The sequence below is a fragment of the Ruminococcus sp. Marseille-P6503 genome (genome assembly GCF_900604945.1).
Lineage (GTDB): Bacteria > Bacillota > Clostridia > Oscillospirales > Ruminococcaceae > FB2012.
In genome coordinates this window covers 73,426-91,951 of the sequence record NZ_UWPB01000002.1, presented here as the reverse complement: position 1 = coordinate 91,951, position 18,526 = coordinate 73,426, and the positions used below count along the sequence as shown (strand labels likewise).

Below are 18,526 nucleotides of genomic sequence, written 5' to 3'. Positions count from 1 at the left end.
GACCGACCGTATTGACGCAAACATAAACAGAATTTTTTATAAAAAATTCCGCCAGCTACTCTCTTTTACTTTATTATTATATAGTAACCGTTTGATTTTGTCAATAGTGTTTTATAAAAAATAACTTTATAAAAATCGGGCTCAGCGGTATTCGGAACATGATACATACAGGCAGACAAAAAATTTCTGAGCCCTTTCCTGTTCCGCCGGTGTTTTCCGGCTGTAATACTTAATGCGCAAAAAAAGAGCCGCAGAATCGGCTGCGGCTCCTTGGAAATGGTTTTATTAGTCCTCGGTAGGAATTGCGGAAATGCTGGTGTTTGCTTCATTGATAAGATACTCAACAGCAACTTCGTTTTCTGAACGGCAGGCTGCCCATGTGGTTTCTCCGCCGCCGGAAATCATTGTTGCCTGAGAAACAGTCATCATAAGAGAGGAAAGATCGTCTGAAACGCCGTCCTGAAGATCGAATACAGGAGTTTCTGCCGCCATCTGGTAAAGCGTTTCACGCATTTCGATCATTTCATCAGTCCACTTATACTCGTTTTTAAGTGTATCGGTTGTGATCTGCTTGATATCCTCGGCCTGATTTGTAACCTGCTCGCAGTCAAGGTATGCCGCTACTCCCTCGGGATTAGGCGCGCCTGTGCAGATAACATAGCCGTGAACTCTGGCGGAAATGTAGGTAGTATCCGAATCCGGATCCTTAGGCATAGGAACAAACATTACCTCGCCTGCTTCAATGTCGCCGAAAGGCGTGCAGGACTCAGGAGGACACTCAATAGCGTAAAGTCCGATAGGAACAAACAGCGTCAGATAAGAGCCGAGACCTTCGCCGTTGGCGCCGTCGCCTCTAGTCTTCCAGTTGTTTTCGGAACGCGGGAATACAACGCCGTTTTTCTGGAGATTGTACATTCTTTCCTGAACCTTTTCTATCGCGGGATCAGACATATTCTGAACAAGCTTTCCGTCCTCAAGACCTATCATAGGAACGCCGCTGGTTTCGGAAAGAGCCTTGTTGTACCAGTAGCCGTCGAGAGCGTATTTATCCTGATCCGGGTCGGTGAAATCAAGGCACATCTCGGTAAATATATCCCAATCCCACTCTCCGTTTGCAAACAGCTCAGCAGGATCGTCGTAACCGTTTTCATTTATTGTAGTTCTGTTGTAAACACAGGCATATGTAGGCTGAGCCTCGATTGCGGCTATGTAATGCTTTCCATTAAACATAAAAGAGTCGCAGACGCTCTTTGAAGCCGCCCACAGCTCGGAATCGAGATCGATATAATCGTCGACAGGCTGGAACATCGCCTTGATAGCGCCTTTGGGGAATGTGTCCATATCGTCGGCAGGGAAGAAATCCGGAGATTCATTAGCCATTACAGCCGCGGCAAGATCATTATAGCGGTTTTCCCATGTTGTCTGCTTATATGCTATCTGACCGCCGTATTTCGTCTCAAAAAGCTGAATTGCAGGAGACTTTACTTTTCCTTCGGTCGGGTTGATATCATAGTGAGCCATCCATGTGATCGTTTTGTTTGACAATTCCTTGTCGGGAAGTTCGCCTGCGTGAGCGTCTACTATCTGCTTCTGGCTGTCGTCAAGATCCTTGCCGGGAGCAACAGAGCTGCCGTTAGAAGAATCTTCCTTATCACCGCAGGCAGCCATACCGGCGGCCATTGTCAGCGCAAGCGCAGCAGCCATAATTTTTTTTGCCAATTTCATTAAAAAATACCTCCTTAAAATATGGACCCATTGTCCTGCACAAAACACTATATTATACGCAAATATATACATAGATATTTCGTCTATTTCAATAATAACAAAACAATTATTTTTAGTCAATCAGCAACTTGCAATATAAATGGCTTGGATTTTTGTGGATAATGACAAAAGAATCATAGAAAAATATATGGTTACGTTTTCAGAAAACGTTTTCGGAAACGATTTCAAATTAATTCACAAAAAATTTACCGGATTGAAAACGGTCTGAATTCAGTATTTACATTATCAATGACTGTATTTCCTCGAACGTCAGAGTAGGATGAAGAGCTTTGTTGACAGAAGCCGCGATCATGGCGGAGGTCCTGCGGATAAGATTGTCGATGGTTTTGGGGGTTACGATCATGCCCTGGAATTCTTTCGGCAGCGGGTCCAAAGACGCCGCCTGCGCGATGGTAGCCATATCCGTAACGGTAGGCACTCCTACGGCGACGCACGGGATTCCCAGAGTTTTTTCGGAAAGCTCCTTCCGCGCGTTTTCAACGCCGCTTCCCGGAGATATTCCGGTATTGCACAGCTGCACGGTAGTTCCGAGGTGGCTCAGCTCCGAGCAGGCAAGAGCGTCTATAACGATCACCAGCTGGGGAGATATCTCATTGCAGACCGCCCTGACGGAAGCCGAGGATTCAACGCCCGTCTGCGCCATTACTCCGGTTGTGAGCACCGCGACGTCGGACAGGTCGGAGGTATCAAGATCCTTTGCAAGCTTCTTGATATGTCTTGTGGCAAAAATCTTTTCCGCCGCGCACGGTCCCAGGCTGTCGGGAGTAATCGCTCTGTTTCCGAGACCGACTACCAGCACTCTTTCCGGAATTTCGCAGAGTCTTTTGATCTCGTTTGCAATGCATTTTACTCTTCCGTCAAAAAAATCGCTGTATGAGGAAAAATGGCCGTCGGCGCTTTCGACGGTTATATATCTGCCCGCCGGCTTATTTAAAAGGCGCGCGGCTTTTTCGCTTTCGACCGTTATTTCCGTTACCTCAAGCTTTATGCTTTCATAGCTTCTCCTGAGCTGGGAAACTCCCTCAAGCTGTGTTTGCAGCGATACCTGCTGGGCTGATTCAAGCGCTAAGTCTGTGCGGAGCGACATATAAATTCCTGCCTTTCATTATAATATGTATACAGACATATACGGTTTTTGAACGGTCAGAGAGGCGGCGAGCCGTTTTCGTCCGGCATAAATAACAGTATTTCTGCATAATGCACAATTTTTTGTGCCTGAATCGGTGAAAATTTTTGTTAAAAGCCCTTGCATTTTAATTTGGTTTGTGTTATACTAAATCACAAGGCTTGTTTAAATGACTGCTGCATTTTCCTCTCAGTCGTGCAGTTAGTTTATCCGAATAAGTGCAAAATTATACAATGAATGAGGGAGGTGCCGATATGCCGAACATTAAGTCCGCAAAGAAGAGAGTTAAGGTTATTGAAGCAAAAACGCTGAAGAACAAGATGATCAAATCTGATCTTAAAACAGCTCTGAAAAAAGCTGACGCCGCTGTTGCCGAGAACGCTGACAACAAGGCGGAGGTTGTCAAGGCTGCTATTAAGAAGGTTGATATGGCTTGCACAAAGGGAATTCTGCACAAGAATAAGGCTGCAAGAAAGAAGTCCCAGCTTGCTAAGTCGCTTAACGCTTAATTTCCGCAAATCAGGAGCTGCTTCGGCAGCTCTTTTTTATTGTTATAAAATTTATAAATAATTTTATTATAAGCGAAATATTTTACGAAAATTTTTCGCCGCAGTTATAGCGTCTGCGGAGTTTTCAGTCTGACATTCAGAATAAAGGGTTTATTTCTTAAATATTTTATATAAAAATTGCGCCGATCTTATTGACTTTTATATATAAATATGATATACTTAGCAAAAGAAAATGGAAATGTTTATAAGCGAAACAATTTCGGAGAGGTAATGAATATGGCTGAAATGACTGAGCTTGAAAAAATCGATCAGGCGGAAAACTATTTCGCGCGTTACTATGAATTTGAGGACGCTATAAGAATAAACAAGGAAAACAGCGAATATCTGAAAACATATATACATGACAACGCTTATGTTGAAAAGAATTTCAATCTGAAAGCCAAAAGACTGAAATCCGTGGGTCTTTGCTTTGCCGCGGGCGCGTTGGTATTCGGAGTCATGACTGGGCTTCTGGGCTTGGATATGCTGTTTATTTCCGCGATAGGCGGAGCGTCGGCGTTTGTTCTTCTGGCGGTTTTCGGCGTATGCCTTCAGCACTTCCGGCTTTCGGAGGCAAAGAAGCGTCAGGCGGAGGTCAACGAGGGTATCGGCGAGCAGCTGGAGCTGCTTGATATCAGGGACGGTCAGCTGGTGCGTCAGAAGGAGGATTATTACAGGGAGCTTGAAAAGCGCGTGGACTTCATGTCCCTTGACTATATGAAAAATATAGGGCAGATAAGGTCTTATCTTGAAAGCGGAGAAGCCTCAACCTGCGAGGAGGCTGTGGACTGCTTTGAAAAAAATATGCTTATGCAGGAAATGTCCAGCCTGACTATGCACAGTGACAATATCTCCGAGCCGGCTGTCAATACCGAGGCGGCAAAGGAACGCCTGGGAGATCCGCTTATGCTTATAAAGAAAAACAGGAAGAGAAAAAAGAAAAAGGAAAGCGTTAAGAAAGAAAAATCGGCTTGAAGCTTTAAATAAGGCGGCGCAGCGAAATTTTCCACCGCCGCTTTTAATTTACAAAAAATTAATATTTGTTTTTGAAAATCTATTGACAGTCTGATTTTAATTTGATATAATATTTTTTGCATTCGTATCTAAAGACAGTCGGCGGCTGGAAAGCGGAAGTCCGACCGAGGAGGAATAGCAAATAATAGTTTTGCTTATACGTTCCTTTTGTCTTTTGACGAAAGGAACTTTTCTTTTTAGTGCGCTGCGAATATACGTCGTTTTTACGGCGATTCAAAGAGGTGAAATTATCATGCCAAGTGAAAAGGTTCTGCTCGCAAAGCAGGAAAAGGTTGAAAAGCTGACCGAGCTTCTCAAGAATTCCGCGGCCGGCGTACTCGTTGACTACAGAGGAATTACCGTTGAGGAGGATACAAAGCTTCGTAAGGAGCTGCGTGAGGCAGGCGTAACCTATTTTGTAGAAAAGAACACAATGCTTCGTTTCGCAATGGATAACGCTGGTCTTTCAGGACTTACAAACGTTCTGGAGGGTACGACGGCTATCGCCGTTTCCAGTGAGGATCAGACTGCTCCTGCAAGAATTCTCGGAAAATTCTCCGAGAGCTGCAACGGTGAAAAGTTCAACCTTAAAGCCGGATTTATCGGTGAGGAAATCTACGACGAGGCAGGCGTAAAGGCTCTTTCGAAGATCCCTTCAAGAGAAGTGCTGCTCGCTCAGCTTGTCGGTTCGCTCCAGGGTCCTATCCAGAAGCTTGCCGCTACATTGCAGGCTGTTGTGGACAAGGAGAACGACGCCGCTTGATTTGCGCGGCGTAGGCTAGGGGAATATTCCCGGAAATTTTAAATTAAAAAGGAGATTATTATCATGGCTTCAGAGAAGATTATGAAATTTGTAGAAGATATCAAGACTCTTTCCGTTCTCGAGCTTGCCGAGCTCGTTGACGCTATTCAGGAAGAATTCGGCGTAACAGCCGCTGTTGCTGCCGCTCCTGCTGCCGGCGGCGCAGGCGCTGCTGCTGAGGAGAAGACTGAGTTCGATGTAGTTCTCGCTTCCTTCGGCGACGCTAAGATGGCTGTAATCAAGGCTGTTAAGGAGATCACAGGTCTTGGTCTTAAGGAATCCAAGGAGCTTGTTGAGGGCGCTCCTAAGGCTATCAAGGAAGGCGTTTCCAAGGCTGACGCTGAGGAGATCAAGGCTAAGCTTGAGGATGCCGGCGCTACTGTTGAGCTTAAGTAATTCGGCAGTTTGAATATTGCAGATCAAGGGACGGTTATTCCGTCCCTTTTTTGTTGCATGGGTCGGCTTTGCCAGGCTGATTTCTAAATTCTGAAAAATCAAAAATAACGGGCGATTGATACTCGTTCCCGCGGAATTATCTGCGGAAACGGCTGTCAGTCGCCCGTTTTGCGTTAGCTCGTATAGCTTATGCCGGCATGGTGGTTTTATATTTCAGGCATATCTTATCCGTGATAAGCGCGATAAACTCGGAATTTGTAGGCTTTCCTTTTCCGGTGTTTACAGTGTAGCCGAAAAAGCTGTTGAGAGTGTCAATATCGCCTCTGTCCCATGCGATTTCAATCGCGTGTCTGATGGCGCGCTCAACTCTTGACGGCGTCGTGCTGAATTTTTTAGCAACCGCGGGATATAATAGCTTTGTAACGCTCTCAAGCATTTCCTTGTCATTGACCGACTGAATTATCGCTTCTCTCAGATAATGATAGCCTTTGATGTGGGCGGGAACTCCGATCTGATGGATAATGTCGGTAACTATGATCTCCAGATTAGGATTGGACTTTGCTCTTGAAAAGGACATATCGGAAACGATATCGGTGTCGATGTCCAGCATGGCTTTTATGCGCTCTCCGAGAATTTTTACGTCGAAAGGCTTAAGCATAAAATATGCCGCGCCCGCGGTCATTACCTGCTGTTCGATGAATGAATTTTCATAAGCGCTGGTAACAATAAACAACGGCTTTTTATAGGAAGAAGCCTGAAGCTTCTTTATAAGCTCGATAGCGTCCAGATTCGGCATTACCGCTTCTATGATAACCACGTCCGGAACTTCGTTTTTGATGGCGTCAAAAATAGTAAGACCGTCTTTGGGGCGGGTGATCACAAAGAAGCCCATTGATCTGAGGGCAGAAGCGCAGCTTACTCCGTACTGAGCGGAATCGTCACCGATAAGAATCTTGATTTTGTTTGTCATAATTATTTCCTCCGTAAATTTAAATGTCAGATTAAAGCTTGGGTCAACTGCATTGCTGTAAAATAAAATCGTCGACTATTTTGTAAATACAGAATGCTCAGTGCCGTTATCTAGGAACTTTACAAGAAAATATCAGCTGAGTTATTTCTTCACTAGAAATATTTTAGCACAGGTAAATATAAAAATCAATACTTTTTTAGAAAAAACGTCAATTTTTTATCGACTGCTTTGTGCAAAAATAACAACTAATCAGCAAGAAATATAACAATAATTAATAATTCTTGTTTATAAGACATGGTATAGTATTAACCGACAAAATTCTAACTTCAGAAAATGATAAGATTTGAGGGATTTCACGCTGTTGCGCGGTTGTCAGCCTGCAAGTCCAAGCTCCGTCTTTGAGCATTTTGACGAATTGCTGTACATTGAGTCGGCAAATATTCCGTAGCCCTGCTGAGGGTCGTCAATAAATACGTGGGTTACCGCTCCTACCAGCCTTCCGTCCTGAATAATGGGACTTCCGCTCATGCCCTGAAGTATACCGCCTGTTTTTTCAAGCAGCTCCGGATCGGTGATCTTAACTATCAGGTCATGCTCCGCGTCGTCGCTGAGATCGACCTTTTCTATGCTGATTTTATATTCTCTGGTTTCTCCGTCGTCTATCGTAGTATAAATCGACGCTTCGCCTGTGTGGACCTCCTGACGAAAGCCGAGTTCTATTGCTTTATGCTCGCTGGGAGAGGCGTTGAGCGTTCCGAAAACGCCTGATTCGTTGTTTAAAGCTATGTCTCCGACCGACGCTGACGAGGAAAACTCGCCCAGCAGCTGACCGGGGTCGCCCTTTACGCTTTTGTTGAAGCCGGTTATTTTCACCTCTCCGACAGTGCCGTGGGAAAGAGGCAGAGGAAGCTTTGTATCGGCGTCGCAGATGGGATGACCCAGCCCTCCGAAGGCTCCCGAGCTTGGATCGTAAAATGTAAGCGTTCCGATTCCGGCTGAAGAATCTCTTACCCATATTCCGGCTTTGTATGTGCCGTCGTGGTAGACCGGAGTAAGCGTGGCGGTTTTTTCATCGCTGCCGCTTCTGTACTCGACTGTGCAGGGCTTTCCCTTTGAACCGGATATAATATCGCTTATTCCTTTGTTGGTGGAAACGCTTACTCCGTTTACGGAAATTATAACGTCTCCTTTTTTGATGCCGCATTCCGCCGCGGGACAGCCGCCCTCCAGCTTTTCAAGGTCGATGACCATTACGCCGTCAGTGACGAGTCTTATTCCGAAGGGTTGTCCGCACGGAACAAGCTTTGGCCTTGATATCTGACCTGTTTGAACGTCCTTGATCGGAATCGTGCCGAAAAGCATTAAGGTTTTGTCCTCAACCTTTGTTACGGAAGCCTCCGAGCTTTTAATATTCACCTCTGTTTTTCCCTCCAATGATTCTGCTGCCTGAACCGATTGTCCGGAGGATTCGGCAGAAATTGAAAACATTGAATTGACTGTAAGCTGACCGCCGTCTGAAACATAGTAAAAATCCGGCAGCGCGCTGGAATAAAATCCGACCAGTCCCATGATTCCGAGCGTAACTATCCCGATCGCCGCTGCCGCGCTTTTTATTAACCTGCCCATTTTGATCATTCCTTTCTTTTTTCAGATTCCGTTTTTTATCCTTTATGATTTTATTGTTGACTGCGTCCGGTTTTTAATTCAGAGAGTCAGGCAAGTATATTTTTCATTGGAAGAACTGAAAAAAGTTTCTTTGGGATTTATTAATGGCGGTGTCAGAAAGCTAGGTTCTGCGGGTATGAGCGGGAGATTTCTTTAAAATTACCCTTGGACTTGATATTTTCGGGTATGTGTGGTACAATATTAGGGCGATACCGTATAAATATTTTAATACATATACAGAGGTGTATTATGTCAAAAAAGGACAGACTTAAAGCGCAAAGCGAAAAACAGCTTATTCTTAAAAAGGAACTGGAGCGTCAGGAGCTTGCCGAAAGGGAAGAGGCTTTTGCGGGCTCCAGCAAGGCTGGAGAAAAGCTGAGAAGAAAAGCCAGAAAGGGAGATAATATAATTACCCTCATATTAAAGCTGCTGATGATTCTACCGTTTGGATACTCGGCGTTTTACTACGGAGGAATATTTATTGTGGGAATAGCTACCGGCGAAATGGTAGGTATGCCTAAAAGGATCGCCGTATTTCTGGGGATCGGAGCGGCGCTGTGCCTGGCAGGATTATTTTTGGCGTTTTTCAGCAGATATATACTTCAGTTTGCCTTTGTCGCCGCCGGAACGGTAAGCTTTATGTACTCGGCGGAATATATAATTTCCGAAACGCAGAAAAAGCTTGAGCTGAATTATGTGTCCGATGCCGAGCTCCAGAAGCTGGATAAAACGTATATGACATATTTTTATCCTCTGATTATAATGACGGTCATTTCAGCGGCGCTGCTTGCTATATATATCGTTAAGCGTATCAGGAAAAAACGCGCGGAACAGAGGGAGAAGGACAACGCTCCTGTAAAGAGCATAATCGACTGACTTTTATCAATTTAACCTATCTGCGATGAACAGCGGAGCAGCGCTCCGTTGTTTTTTGTTTTAAAATATGTCAAAAATCATGAAAACTGCGGCGCAAAACTGTGTGATTTTATGGACTTATTTCTATTGACGGCAGAACCCGGCGGTGATATAATAAATTGTGTATCGAAATTTGGGGAAATACAGCGCCAGTATGACTTTCGGCTGGTTTTCCGGCATTGATATTGTAAGGAGTGTCGTCGTGGTTTTCGCGGATTTGTTTTTTATTTATTTCTTTCTGCCTCTGTGTCTGATTTTTTATTTCGCCACCAGAAAAACGGGTATCAGAAACGCTGTTCTAATTGTGTTTTCTCTGGTTTTTTATGCGTGGGGCGAGCCGGTGTGGCTTTGCCTGCTGGTAGGATACTCTCTGATAAATTATTTGACGGGACTGCTTATAGAGCGTTTCAGGGGAAGAAAGGGAGCTAAAGCGGTTCTGGCGCTTTCGCTTATAATCGACCTGGGAGTTCTGGGAATTTTCAAATACAGCGGATTTTTTGCCGATAACATAAACGTCTTATTCGGCGTCTCGCTGAAAGTACCTGATATTGCCCTTCCTATCGGAATTTCCTTCTATACGTTTCAGACTATTTCCTATTCTCTGGACTGCTATTGGGGAAAAGTAAGCGCCCAGAAAAGCTTCGCTAAGTTTCTGCTTTACGTTTCGATGTTTCCGCAGCTGGTCGCGGGGCCTATCGTAAGGTATTCAACTATCGCCGCGGAGATAGATTGCAGAAAAACAACCGCTAAGGATCTGTCCGACGGCTTTTCGAGGATAATACTGGGCTTAGGAAAAAAGGTCGTAATAGCCAACAGCCTTAACAGCGTGGTGACCGCCTGCTTCGGAACCGCCGACAACGGCTATGAGGCGATAAAGACTCTTTCGATTGCGGGAGCATGGTACGGAACGGCGCTTGTGGCTTTGTGGTATTATTTCGATTTTTCGGGATATTCTGATATTGCAATCGGTCTGGGCAGGATATTCGGCTTTCATTTTGAGGAAAACTTCAGATATCCGTTTGTATGCAGGAACATTACTGAATTCTGGCAGAGATGGCATATCTCTCTAGGCTCGTTTTTCAGAGATTATCTTTTGTATGTGCCTATTTTCGGAAAGAGAAGAAAATACGGGGGACTGTTCCTTGTATGGTTCTGCACCGGACTGTGGCATGGGGCAAGCTGGAATTTTATTTTCTGGGGACTTTATTACGGACTGTTTATCTGCATTGAAATGTGGATAGGAAAAAAACGCATGAAAAAGTGGCCGGCGGCGGTCAGTCATATTTACAGCAAAATCGTTATTGCGGCAGGCTTCGGAATTTTCTATTTTGAAGAGCTCGGCGCTCTCGGCACGTTTTTTAAAGCTCTTGCGGGAGCAAACGGAAATAAGCTGACCGACCCTGTGACAAATAATCTGTTTATGAATAATATTTTTCTCTTTGCGGCGGCGATTATTCTTTCCTGCCCTGTTATACCCAAAATAAAAGAGCTTGCGGCGAAAAGAGCCGGAACGCACTATGCTGCGAGGACGGCTGGAATTGTCTGCAATATCGCCGTTCTCTCGGTAAGCAGTCTGCTGCTGCTTAATAATACCAACAATCCGTTTCTGTATTTCAGATTTTAATTGGAGAGAGTATAAATATGGAAAACAACAAGGATAAAAGCATAGATAAGAATAAAAGAGATTTCAAAGAGCCGAATATAGAAAAGCTGGAGCAGGCGTACCGTGAAAGTCTTGAACGGCTGGGTCTGACCGAACAAGCTTCCGAGCCGGAGAAACACGGAAAATCAGACGAGGAGTCCGAAGAGGTATTTGAAAAAATGCTTGAGGAGGTTGCAAGGCGCCGCAGAGCTAACAAAAGCATATGGACTGACGAGCCTGTGATACCTGTCAGAAAAAGCATATGGCTTGACGGCGGCGAGGATGCTGATGAACCAACTTCGCCGGAGAGGAATGAACCGCCTCAGAAGCCGCTCAAGCCGATAACCGCGGAAGAGCCCAAGGGACAGCCGGCAAAGAAAGCTTTTGTGCTTAAGATTCCCAAGGAGTATTACGAGGGCTTCGGAGTGCCCGGTACTCAGGATATTCAGCGCAATACGGAGGAATATAAACAGACGAGGGCAAGCGGCTTTAAGCAGACGGTTGAAATAAATATAGGAAAAACCGCGTCCGGCGCGGCGGCTGAGGAAGAACCTGCGAAAGCTGACAATGCGGGAAGCGACAGGTCGGCCAAAGCTGAAAAGGAAAATGAAGGATATAAGGATCATGACCTTGAGTTTAATTTTATAAATTCGGTGCTTTGCATACTGCTTATATTTGGTGTGGGAATCGCGCTGGTGGTTATGCATCGTGAAAGCGGATTTATAGATTCCGAAAACCGCAATCTTGCTGAATTTCCCAAGTTCAGCATATCGTCGTATCTCAGCGGAGAGTTTACAAGCGGAATAACCGAGTATTATACGGATACTATACCGAACCGTGAAAATCTGAAAAAATTCAGCAGCGTCTTTTCGGATATTCTGGGAATACACATAAACGACGTTAAAATAAAAGGCGATGTTTCCGTTGTGGAAAAAGAACAGCTTGATGAAAACAAAAAGGCGACCACCACAACGGTGACCGCTTTTACGGGAAGCGTTACTACAAAGAAAACATCGGAAACTACGACTACGGCGTCCAAAAAGAAGACCACAACGAGCAAAAAGAAAGAAGAGCCGAAGCTTGACGACGGCGCGTGGGCGGGAAATGTAGTAGTTGCAGGTTCTGGAAAAAATGTAAGGGCTATGAGCGCTTTTTACGGAATTTTTGAAAACGGGGAAAAATACGCTCAGGCGGTAAACAGCTATAAGGAGGCGCTGGGCGGCGGAGTAAACGTGTATAACATGAGCATACCGCTTTCGTCGGCGTTCTATATGCCGGATAATCTCAAGGATTCCTTTTCCGATCAGAAGGACTGCATTGAAAATATCGGGCTGAATCTGAGCGGAGTAATAGACTGCAATGTTTACGCCGCTCTGGAAAAGCACACGGACGAATATATCTATTCAAGGACAGATCATCACTGGCAGCCGAGAGGAGCTTATTATGCGGCTCAGGTATTCGCTCAGAAGGCGGGAGTTGATTTTCCTGCTTTAAGCGCCTATGAAAAATGCGAAATAGAGGGCTTTGTAGGCACGATGTACGCCTACAGCGACTATGACGAGGAGCTTAACGAAAATCCCGATACGTTTATTTACTACAAGCCGGATAACGATTATACTGTAAAATATTATGATACCGCCTTTGAAAACGGCTACGAGGGCTCGCTGTTCTTCGACTACGCCAGCGGAGTAAACTGCTATTCGGCAATTCTCAACAAGGACGAGCAGATAACGGAGATCACGACAGACTGTGAAAACGGCAGAGTGCTTGTCATAATGAAGGACAGCTACGGAAACGCTCTGGTTCCGTTCCTCACCCACAGCTTTTCAAAGATTTATGTTTGCGATTTCAGATATATGGATATAAACGCAAAGGAATTTATGGAGAATGTCGGCGCGACGGACGTACTGTTTTCAATTTCGCTGTCGGCCTGCTATACTCCTTCGCATATCGAGGCGCTTGAAGAGGATCTGATCAAATAACTGAAAAAGCTGTGTATCAGCATTTACACAGCCAAAAGAGCGCGGCGCCGCACAAGGCTTCAGGACAGCCCCGTGCGGCGCCTTTTTGCAGGCAGATATAATTAAGTCAAACAAATTAATTAATATTTGCAAAATTTATTTCATTTCTATAAAAACTTATTGACCATTAACAAATTATCTGGTATACTATGTACAATAAAATTATGCAAAGGAGTGTTTGGTTATGGCAGAGTTAAAGGGTTCCAGAACGGAACAGAATCTGATGACTGCGTTCGCAGGCGAATCACAGGCAAGAAATAAATATACATATTACGCCAGCAAGGCGAAGAAGGACGGCTATCAGCAGATAGCGGCGCTTTTTGAGGAAACCGCAAACAATGAAAAGGAACACGCTAAGATTTGGTTCAAGCTGCTTCATGACGGTATTCCTTCTACTCCTGAGAATCTGCTTGACGCGGCGGAGGGAGAGAATTACGAGTGGACTGATATGTACGCTGAGTTTGCAAAAGTAGCTAAGGAAGAGGGTTTTGATCATATAGCATATCTTTTCGAGAAGGTTGGGGATATCGAAAAGACCCATGAAGAGCGTTTCAGAAGGCTGCTTAAGAACGTTGAGGGAGATCTGGTGTTCTCCAAGGACGGAGATCAGATCTGGGAGTGCAGGAACTGCGGACACATTGTTGTAGGAAAAAAAGCTCCGGAGATTTGTCCGGTTTGCAGCCATCCTCAGTCGTATTTTCAGGTTAAGGCTGAAAACTATTAAGGCGGTACTGAAAGGGTATCGGCTCAATTTTGTTTTTAATAAATTTTCTCCTCTTAGCGGGTCCGGCGTTTTCCGGTCCCGCTTTTATTTTCGGGTTCTTTTCTCAACGTTTTTAATGGTGAGCCTTGCAAGTCTTTCAACTGTTTTGTCAGAAAGACTGCAAATACAGGTTACGGCGTCGTTTTCGGCGTCCGGCTCGGCGATTTTCATGAAGCGCGAAAGAAATTCATGGATTATTACCTTGTTGGTGTAAAGCTTTCCCGCGCAGGCGATTCCGGTTGGAGTAAGGGTTATTTCTGAATAATAGGGCTTTGAAATAAGCCCGTGAAGCTCCAGCTTTGCTGTCATTTTCGCAGTCGAGGATTTTGTAACGCTGAGCTTTTTGGAAACCTCCGCCGATTTGACCGGCTTTCCTCCGTCGCTTAATTCGTATATTGCCAGCAGGTATCTTTTCAGTGCGTCTGTCATTTTTTCGGCTTTACGCCCTGCTCCTTTCTGTTTTATGATATAGTTGCTTATTGCTAACTTAATTATATAACCTGAAGCGGCAATTGTCAATATGAATTTTATGGAGTTTTGTATTGTGTGCGATATGCACAGCTTTAGTTAGCGTGTGATAACTTAAATATGTGCAAATATACAGTTTTTTTAGTTTTGCTAAATTTGATATTGACTTTTGCGCAGGAATGTGTATAATAATACTTGTGATTAGCAATTGCTAACCGCACACAGCTTTCGTTTCGCCGCATAATATAAAATATGCTTCAGGCTTTAGGCGGCGGAAAGCTTCCGGCGGCTTTGAGAAAAAGCCTGTGAAAAATCCCAAGGAGGTATGCTCCTTCAGGGAGCAAAATAAAAGTTATGATCTTTGTGCTGCTGTTATGCGTTTTTATTATTGCTTCGGTAACGGCTGTAAGGCTTACGGCGTTGAAAATGTATTATAAGCTGACTGAAAAGGACAGCCGGCAGACAGAAGCCTTGGAAAACGACAATACTGTTTAATATGCTTTAAATTGATTCAGGAAATTCAGAGGGAGGGCGGCTTTTATAGAATATTGTGTTTAAGGCACGAGCCTTGCCTCTGAATTTCTTGCATCTAAAGAACATATCCTTCTCAATACGAAAAACCCTTCGGTCCGACTAGCCGAAGGGTTTTTTGTGAGTTTTGGAAACGCGAGGCGGTATCGCTTGAAGTTTTTATAAAAATGTGCTATTATTTATTTAACGCGGCGCAGGGCGACTGTGCTGATGAGTAATGCAGGGAGGGAACGTAATGCCGGCTGAGCTTGAAAGGTCTGTGACATATTTAAAAGGAGTAGGACCGAAAAGGTCGGAGCTTTATCAAAAGCTGGGGATAAGCAGCGTTTACGACCTGCTCAACCATTTTCCCAGAGATTATATTGATTATACGGCCACGGCAGATATAAAAAGCTGTCCCGTCAATGAAAGCCGCGCGGTAAAGGGCAGAGTGGTGAAAAAGCTTCCTCCGGCGCGTATCAGAAAAGGTCTTACCGTTTACAAGGCGATTTTTACCGACGATACCGCGGATCTTACGATCATAATATACAACAGCGGCTTTGCGTTCGATAAGCTGTCGGTAGGCGCCGAATATATCCTGTACGGCAGAATAACGGGAAATATGGTGCGCAAGGAGATCAATTCGCCTATGTTCATACCGGCGGACAGCAACGAGAAGATACAGCCGCTGTATTCTCTTACCGACGGGCTTTCTCAGCAGCTGGTAAGACAGGCGGTCCGAAGCGCTCTTTCTTCCTTTGACAAAAAGATATATGAACCGCTTCCCAAGTGGATAATGAAAGAAAACGGGCTTTGCTCCCTTGATTTCGCTTATGAAAACATTCATTTTCCAAAGGACGCTCATTCCCTTGATATTGCCAAGCGGCGGCTGGTTTTTGACGAGCTTTTGTCGCTTCAGCTTGGAATGAATCTGCTGAGAAGAAAAAACCGCAGCCGTACGGGCTGTGTAATGCACAGCGTTTCCCTTAAGCGGTTTTATGATTCGCTGCCCTTTGAGCTGACGGAGGGTCAGAAAGCGGCTATAGAGGACTGCGCGGGGGATATGTGCAGGGACTACCCTATGAACAGACTTATTCAGGGGGACGTTGGCTCGGGAAAGACCGCCGCCGCTGCCGGAGCCGCTTATTTCGCGGCTGCCAACGGATATCAGATCGCGCTTATGGCGCCTACGGAAATACTTAGTATTCAGCATTACGAAACCCTGACGGGATTTTTTGAGAAGCTTGGCATCAAGGTGTGCCTGCTCACCGGCTCTCTCTCGGCAAAGCAGAAAAAAACGCTGAAGGAGAAGATAGCGTTCGGAGAATATCAGGTTATAGTGGGAACTCACGCCCTTGTTCAGCAGTCCACGGAATTTAATAATCTCGGGCTTGTTATTACCGACGAGCAGCACCGCTTCGGCGTGGAACAGAGAGCCATGCTGGCTGCCAAGGGGGAAAATCCTCACCGTCTGGTCATGTCGGCGACGCCTATCCCCAGAACGCTTGCGCTGATGATATACGGGGATCTGGATCTTTCCGTGCTGAAGGAGCTGCCGAAGGGAAGGCAGCCTGTGGAAACCTATGCCGTAACCGGAAAGCTCCGCAAAAGGGCGTTCGGATTTGTGAAGGAGAGGCTTGACGAGGGGCGTCAGGGATATATAGTCTGTCCCGCTGTAGAGGAAAGCGAGCTTGACGTTCAAAGCGTAAAAAGCTATGCCGAAAAGCTTGCGGCGGAGGATTTCCGCGGTTACGCCATAGGGCTTCTGCACGGCAGGCTTCCGTCCGCTGAAAAGGAATCGGTCATGCAGAGATTTAAAGACGGAGAAATTGACCTGCTTGTATCGACGACTGTGGTGGAGGTGGGAGTAGACGTCCCGAACGCGGCGGTTATGGTAATAGAAAATTCGGACAGATTCGGTCTGTCGCAGCTTCATCAGCTCAGAGGGCGCGTAGGCAGGGGACAACATAAGTCGTATTGTATTCTGATAACCGACAATGTAACGGAGGAAATAAGGAAAAGACTGAGGATACTTTCCGGCACTTCGGACGGATTCAGAATATCCGAGGAAGATCTGAAGCTGCGCGGCCCGGGAGATTTTTTCGGGAGCCGTCAGCATGGGCTGCCCAGACTCAAGATAGCCGATATGTCGCAGGACACCGACATTCTGTTGCTTGCTCAGAAAACCGCGGGGCTTGTAACGGAGAGCGATCCTGATCTTGAAGCGCCTGAAAACAAGGGTCTGAGAGAAGCGGCTCAAAGGCTGTTTTCACAGAAGACGAGCGACTGATAAATATTTTATATGGAAGGGATATGTTGTATATGGACAGAAATATGGAAGCGATTATCGAAAAGAGGATCGAAAAAACGGCGGAAAATCTCCGTAAGAATAATATGGAGGTGTTTGTAGCTGAAAACAGCGCCGAGGCGGTAAGGCTTATGGAGGGTATTCTCAATGATGGCGAAACGATTACCTGCGGCGGCTCGGCGACCCTTGCCGAAAGCGGTATGACGGAGCTGATGAAAAGCGGCAGGTATGATTTCATTGACCGTTCTAAGGCTGAAAGCAGGGAGGAAACCGAGGAGATGTACAGAAAGGCGTTTTTTGCAGACGCTTACCTTACGTCCGCCAACGCTGTTACCGAGAGCGGCCAGCTTTATAATGTTGACGGAAATTCAAACAGGGTCGCGGCAATATGCTACGGTCCGAAATCTGTGATTTTTGTGGTGGGGATCAATAAGCTGGTGAGAGATCTTGACGAAGCGGTAAAAAGGGTCAAAACCTGCGCGGCGCCGGCTAACTGCATCCGTCTGGGCTGTGAAACTCCCTGCTCGCAGACGGGAGAGTGCGTGTCGCTGAAAAACGGGGGAGATATGCCTTCGGGCTGCGCCTGTGAGGGCAGAGTATGCTGCAATTATGTAGTGTCGGCGTGGCAGAGAAAGAAAAACCGGTTCAAGGTCATTATAGTTAAGGAAAGCTTAGGATACTGACGCAGGCTTTGTAAACAGAAGCTCCTGCCCGAATATCCGTCTGTGGAATCGGACGGATATTCGGGCTTTTCGCTGCAGCGGACTTATGAAATCGGCGGCGGTATGCAGCATAATACTGGAATCAATTGCTTGAAACAGAAAAAATTTTCGGAATAGCAGTAAAAAAACTGTTGTATTTATTAAGTATATATGGTATAATAATTTTGTTGAATTATTTGTATTTTAAGCAGCGGCAGACGTGCTTCTGCTGATTGTTCCAATAGAATTAATAAATTAAGTAAAACTGGAGGCAAGGCAATGGATTCGCTTAAATTTCTGCTTTATACGCTGGCGAGAATAGGTCTTATGCTAGCGTCGCTTGTGCTTGCGCTGATTTTCGGAAAGCTGTTTTTTCCGATACTGTCATCATTTGTGCCCGATTCCATGAGCGGTATAAACAGCTTTTTTACCAGCTCGGATAACGGTTCTATAGTTGCCTGGATCACCATGCTGGCAGTGCTGGGAATAATCTTTCTTGACGACGGAAAGCGTCACGCGGCGTACGAGTCGTGGAGCAGCGTAAACGTAACTATTACTTTGATACTAATGCTGCTGATTTATTTTGTGCCTGCAATATTCCGGGATTCCTTTCATTCCGAAGGAAAGGGAAAGATTTTTTACGAGTTTTTTTATTTCCCCTGCAGATGGCTTAATCAAAGGGCGGGAGTTGAGTATACTTTGAGCGTGGCGCTCGGCATAGGCGTTATTCTGTTATTCTGCTTTCTGATGTATCTTCTTTCCTTTAAGCTTTATGTAAAAAAGCATCCGGTTATCCTCCGCCGGCTGGAACCGGCGGAGCCGGAAGCTGAGACGACGGAAGAATAAGGCTTATTGTTAGGGATAGGCGTTTTTATTGTTTAATTAAAAGAAG

17 protein-coding genes and 1 other annotated feature are annotated in these 18,526 nt (G+C 45.4%); of the genes, 12 read left to right on the top strand and 5 right to left on the bottom strand.

From position 1 onward, the window contains the following. Positions 1-285 precede the first annotated feature (285 nt). Together EIH25_RS06445 and gpr are read right to left on the bottom strand one after the other, a co-directional pair. Entirely contained in the window at positions 286-1,725 is a 1,440-nt protein-coding gene (locus EIH25_RS06445; RefSeq protein ID WP_124099872.1) for an extracellular solute-binding protein, read from the bottom strand. A 277-nt stretch (positions 1,726-2,002) separates the two neighbouring features. Next, on the bottom strand, positions 2,003-2,872 hold the full coding sequence (gpr, locus tag EIH25_RS06440) for a GPR endopeptidase (RefSeq protein WP_124099870.1): 870 nt from the start codon (positions 2,870-2,872) through the stop codon (positions 2,003-2,005). Positions 2,873-3,165: 293 nt separating this feature from the next. Between gpr and rpsT the strand changes: the two genes are divergently transcribed. The 4 genes from rpsT (at position 3,166) to rplL (ending at position 5,671) form a co-directional block, all read left to right on the top strand. Further along, positions 3,166-3,420, top strand: coding sequence for a 30S ribosomal protein S20 (rpsT, locus tag EIH25_RS06435; RefSeq protein ID WP_124099868.1), 255 nt, complete (start codon positions 3,166-3,168; stop codon positions 3,418-3,420). A 276-nt stretch (positions 3,421-3,696) separates the two neighbouring features. Further along, positions 3,697-4,434, top strand: a complete 738-nt coding sequence (locus EIH25_RS06430) for a hypothetical protein (protein WP_124099866.1) — start codon at positions 3,697-3,699, stop codon at positions 4,432-4,434. 110 nt (positions 4,435-4,544) lie between these two features. Beyond that, positions 4,545-4,677: a sequence feature (ribosomal protein L10 leader region), on the top strand. A gap of 49 nt (positions 4,678-4,726) precedes the next feature. Next, positions 4,727-5,236 carry a 50S ribosomal protein L10 gene (gene rplJ, locus EIH25_RS06425; protein ID WP_124099864.1) on the top strand — a complete coding sequence of 170 codons (510 nt, stop codon included), beginning with the start codon at positions 4,727-4,729 and terminating at the stop codon, positions 5,234-5,236. Between the two features lie 63 nt (positions 5,237-5,299). Next, entirely contained in the window at positions 5,300-5,671 is a 372-nt protein-coding gene (gene rplL, locus EIH25_RS06420; protein ID WP_124099862.1) for a 50S ribosomal protein L7/L12, read from the top strand. 187 nt (positions 5,672-5,858) lie between these two features. Here the strand turns inward: rplL and spo0A are convergent, their stop codons facing one another. Next, complete coding sequence (spo0A, locus tag EIH25_RS06415; protein ID WP_124099860.1) at positions 5,859-6,641, bottom strand: sporulation transcription factor Spo0A; 783 nt, start codon at positions 6,639-6,641, stop codon at positions 5,859-5,861. Positions 6,642-7,013: 372 nt separating this feature from the next. Then, positions 7,014-8,267, bottom strand: a complete 1,254-nt coding sequence (gene spoIVB / locus EIH25_RS06410; RefSeq protein WP_124099858.1) for a SpoIVB peptidase — start codon at positions 8,265-8,267, stop codon at positions 7,014-7,016. Between the two features lie 288 nt (positions 8,268-8,555). Here spoIVB and EIH25_RS06405 point away from each other — a divergent pair, with 288 nt between their 5' ends. The 4 genes from EIH25_RS06405 to rbr all read left to right on the top strand — a co-directional run bounded on the left by EIH25_RS06405 (position 8,556) and on the right by rbr (position 13,608). After that, positions 8,556-9,182 (top strand): hypothetical protein, encoded by a 627-nt coding sequence (locus tag EIH25_RS06405; protein ID WP_124099856.1) that lies wholly within the window; start codon positions 8,556-8,558, stop codon positions 9,180-9,182. 160 nt (positions 9,183-9,342) lie between these two features. Beyond that, on the top strand, positions 9,343-10,845 hold the full coding sequence (locus EIH25_RS06400; RefSeq protein ID WP_279254433.1) for an MBOAT family O-acyltransferase: 1,503 nt from the start codon (positions 9,343-9,345) through the stop codon (positions 10,843-10,845). 17 nt (positions 10,846-10,862) lie between these two features. Then, positions 10,863-12,845: a DHHW family protein gene (locus EIH25_RS06395; protein WP_124099854.1), complete on the top strand. Its 1,983-nt coding sequence runs from the start codon at positions 10,863-10,865 to the stop codon at positions 12,843-12,845. A 223-nt stretch (positions 12,846-13,068) separates the two neighbouring features. Beyond that, positions 13,069-13,608: a rubrerythrin gene (gene rbr, locus EIH25_RS06390; RefSeq protein ID WP_124099852.1), complete on the top strand. Its 540-nt coding sequence runs from the start codon at positions 13,069-13,071 to the stop codon at positions 13,606-13,608. A gap of 84 nt (positions 13,609-13,692) precedes the next feature. On the opposite strand, the gene EIH25_RS06385 is transcribed toward rbr, so the two are convergent. Beyond that, entirely contained in the window at positions 13,693-14,076 is a 384-nt protein-coding gene (locus EIH25_RS06385; protein ID WP_124099850.1) for a hypothetical protein, read from the bottom strand. Positions 14,077-14,469: 393 nt separating this feature from the next. Here EIH25_RS06385 and EIH25_RS12425 point away from each other — a divergent pair, with 393 nt between their 5' ends. The 4 genes from EIH25_RS12425 (at position 14,470) to EIH25_RS06370 (ending at position 18,480) form a co-directional block, all read left to right on the top strand. Then, on the top strand, positions 14,470-14,610 hold the full coding sequence (locus EIH25_RS12425; RefSeq protein WP_164489182.1) for a hypothetical protein: 141 nt from the start codon (positions 14,470-14,472) through the stop codon (positions 14,608-14,610). A 271-nt stretch (positions 14,611-14,881) separates the two neighbouring features. Next, entirely contained in the window at positions 14,882-16,915 is a 2,034-nt protein-coding gene (recG, locus tag EIH25_RS06380) for an ATP-dependent DNA helicase RecG (protein ID WP_124099848.1), read from the top strand. A gap of 32 nt (positions 16,916-16,947) precedes the next feature. Then, on the top strand, positions 16,948-17,616 hold the full coding sequence (locus EIH25_RS06375) for a lactate utilization protein (protein WP_124099846.1): 669 nt from the start codon (positions 16,948-16,950) through the stop codon (positions 17,614-17,616). A 297-nt stretch (positions 17,617-17,913) separates the two neighbouring features. Further along, positions 17,914-18,480, top strand: a complete 567-nt coding sequence (locus EIH25_RS06370; RefSeq protein ID WP_124099844.1) for a hypothetical protein — start codon at positions 17,914-17,916, stop codon at positions 18,478-18,480. Positions 18,481-18,526: the final 46 nt, after the last annotated feature.

Bases quoted from the DNA above. Each gene is read 5' to 3' on its own strand.
- spoIVB (WP_124099858.1), bottom strand. From the start codon at position 8,267: ATGGGCAGGTTAATAAAAAGCGCGGCAGCGGCGATCGGGATAGTTACG.
- spo0A (WP_124099860.1), bottom strand. From the start codon at position 6,641: ATGACAAACAAAATCAAGATTCTTATCGGTGACGATTCCGCTCAGTAC.
- rplJ (WP_124099864.1), top strand. From the start codon at position 4,727: ATGCCAAGTGAAAAGGTTCTGCTCGCAAAGCAGGAAAAGGTTGAAAAG.
- EIH25_RS06370 (WP_124099844.1), top strand. From the start codon at position 17,914: ATGGATTCGCTTAAATTTCTGCTTTATACGCTGGCGAGAATAGGTCTT.
- EIH25_RS06385 (WP_124099850.1), bottom strand. From the start codon at position 14,076: ATGACAGACGCACTGAAAAGATACCTGCTGGCAATATACGAATTAAGC.
- recG (WP_124099848.1), top strand. From the start codon at position 14,882: ATGCCGGCTGAGCTTGAAAGGTCTGTGACATATTTAAAAGGAGTAGGA.
- EIH25_RS06395 (WP_124099854.1), top strand. From the start codon at position 10,863: ATGGAAAACAACAAGGATAAAAGCATAGATAAGAATAAAAGAGATTTC.
- EIH25_RS06405 (WP_124099856.1), top strand. From the start codon at position 8,556: ATGTCAAAAAAGGACAGACTTAAAGCGCAAAGCGAAAAACAGCTTATT.
- rbr (WP_124099852.1), top strand. From the start codon at position 13,069: ATGGCAGAGTTAAAGGGTTCCAGAACGGAACAGAATCTGATGACTGCG.
- gpr (WP_124099870.1), bottom strand. From the start codon at position 2,872: ATGTCGCTCCGCACAGACTTAGCGCTTGAATCAGCCCAGCAGGTATCG.
- EIH25_RS06375 (WP_124099846.1), top strand. From the start codon at position 16,948: ATGGACAGAAATATGGAAGCGATTATCGAAAAGAGGATCGAAAAAACG.
- EIH25_RS06445 (WP_124099872.1), bottom strand. From the start codon at position 1,725: ATGAAATTGGCAAAAAAAATTATGGCTGCTGCGCTTGCGCTGACAATG.
- rpsT (WP_124099868.1), top strand. From the start codon at position 3,166: ATGCCGAACATTAAGTCCGCAAAGAAGAGAGTTAAGGTTATTGAAGCA.
- rplL (WP_124099862.1), top strand. From the start codon at position 5,300: ATGGCTTCAGAGAAGATTATGAAATTTGTAGAAGATATCAAGACTCTT.
- EIH25_RS06430 (WP_124099866.1), top strand. From the start codon at position 3,697: ATGGCTGAAATGACTGAGCTTGAAAAAATCGATCAGGCGGAAAACTAT.
- EIH25_RS12425 (WP_164489182.1), top strand. From the start codon at position 14,470: ATGATCTTTGTGCTGCTGTTATGCGTTTTTATTATTGCTTCGGTAACG.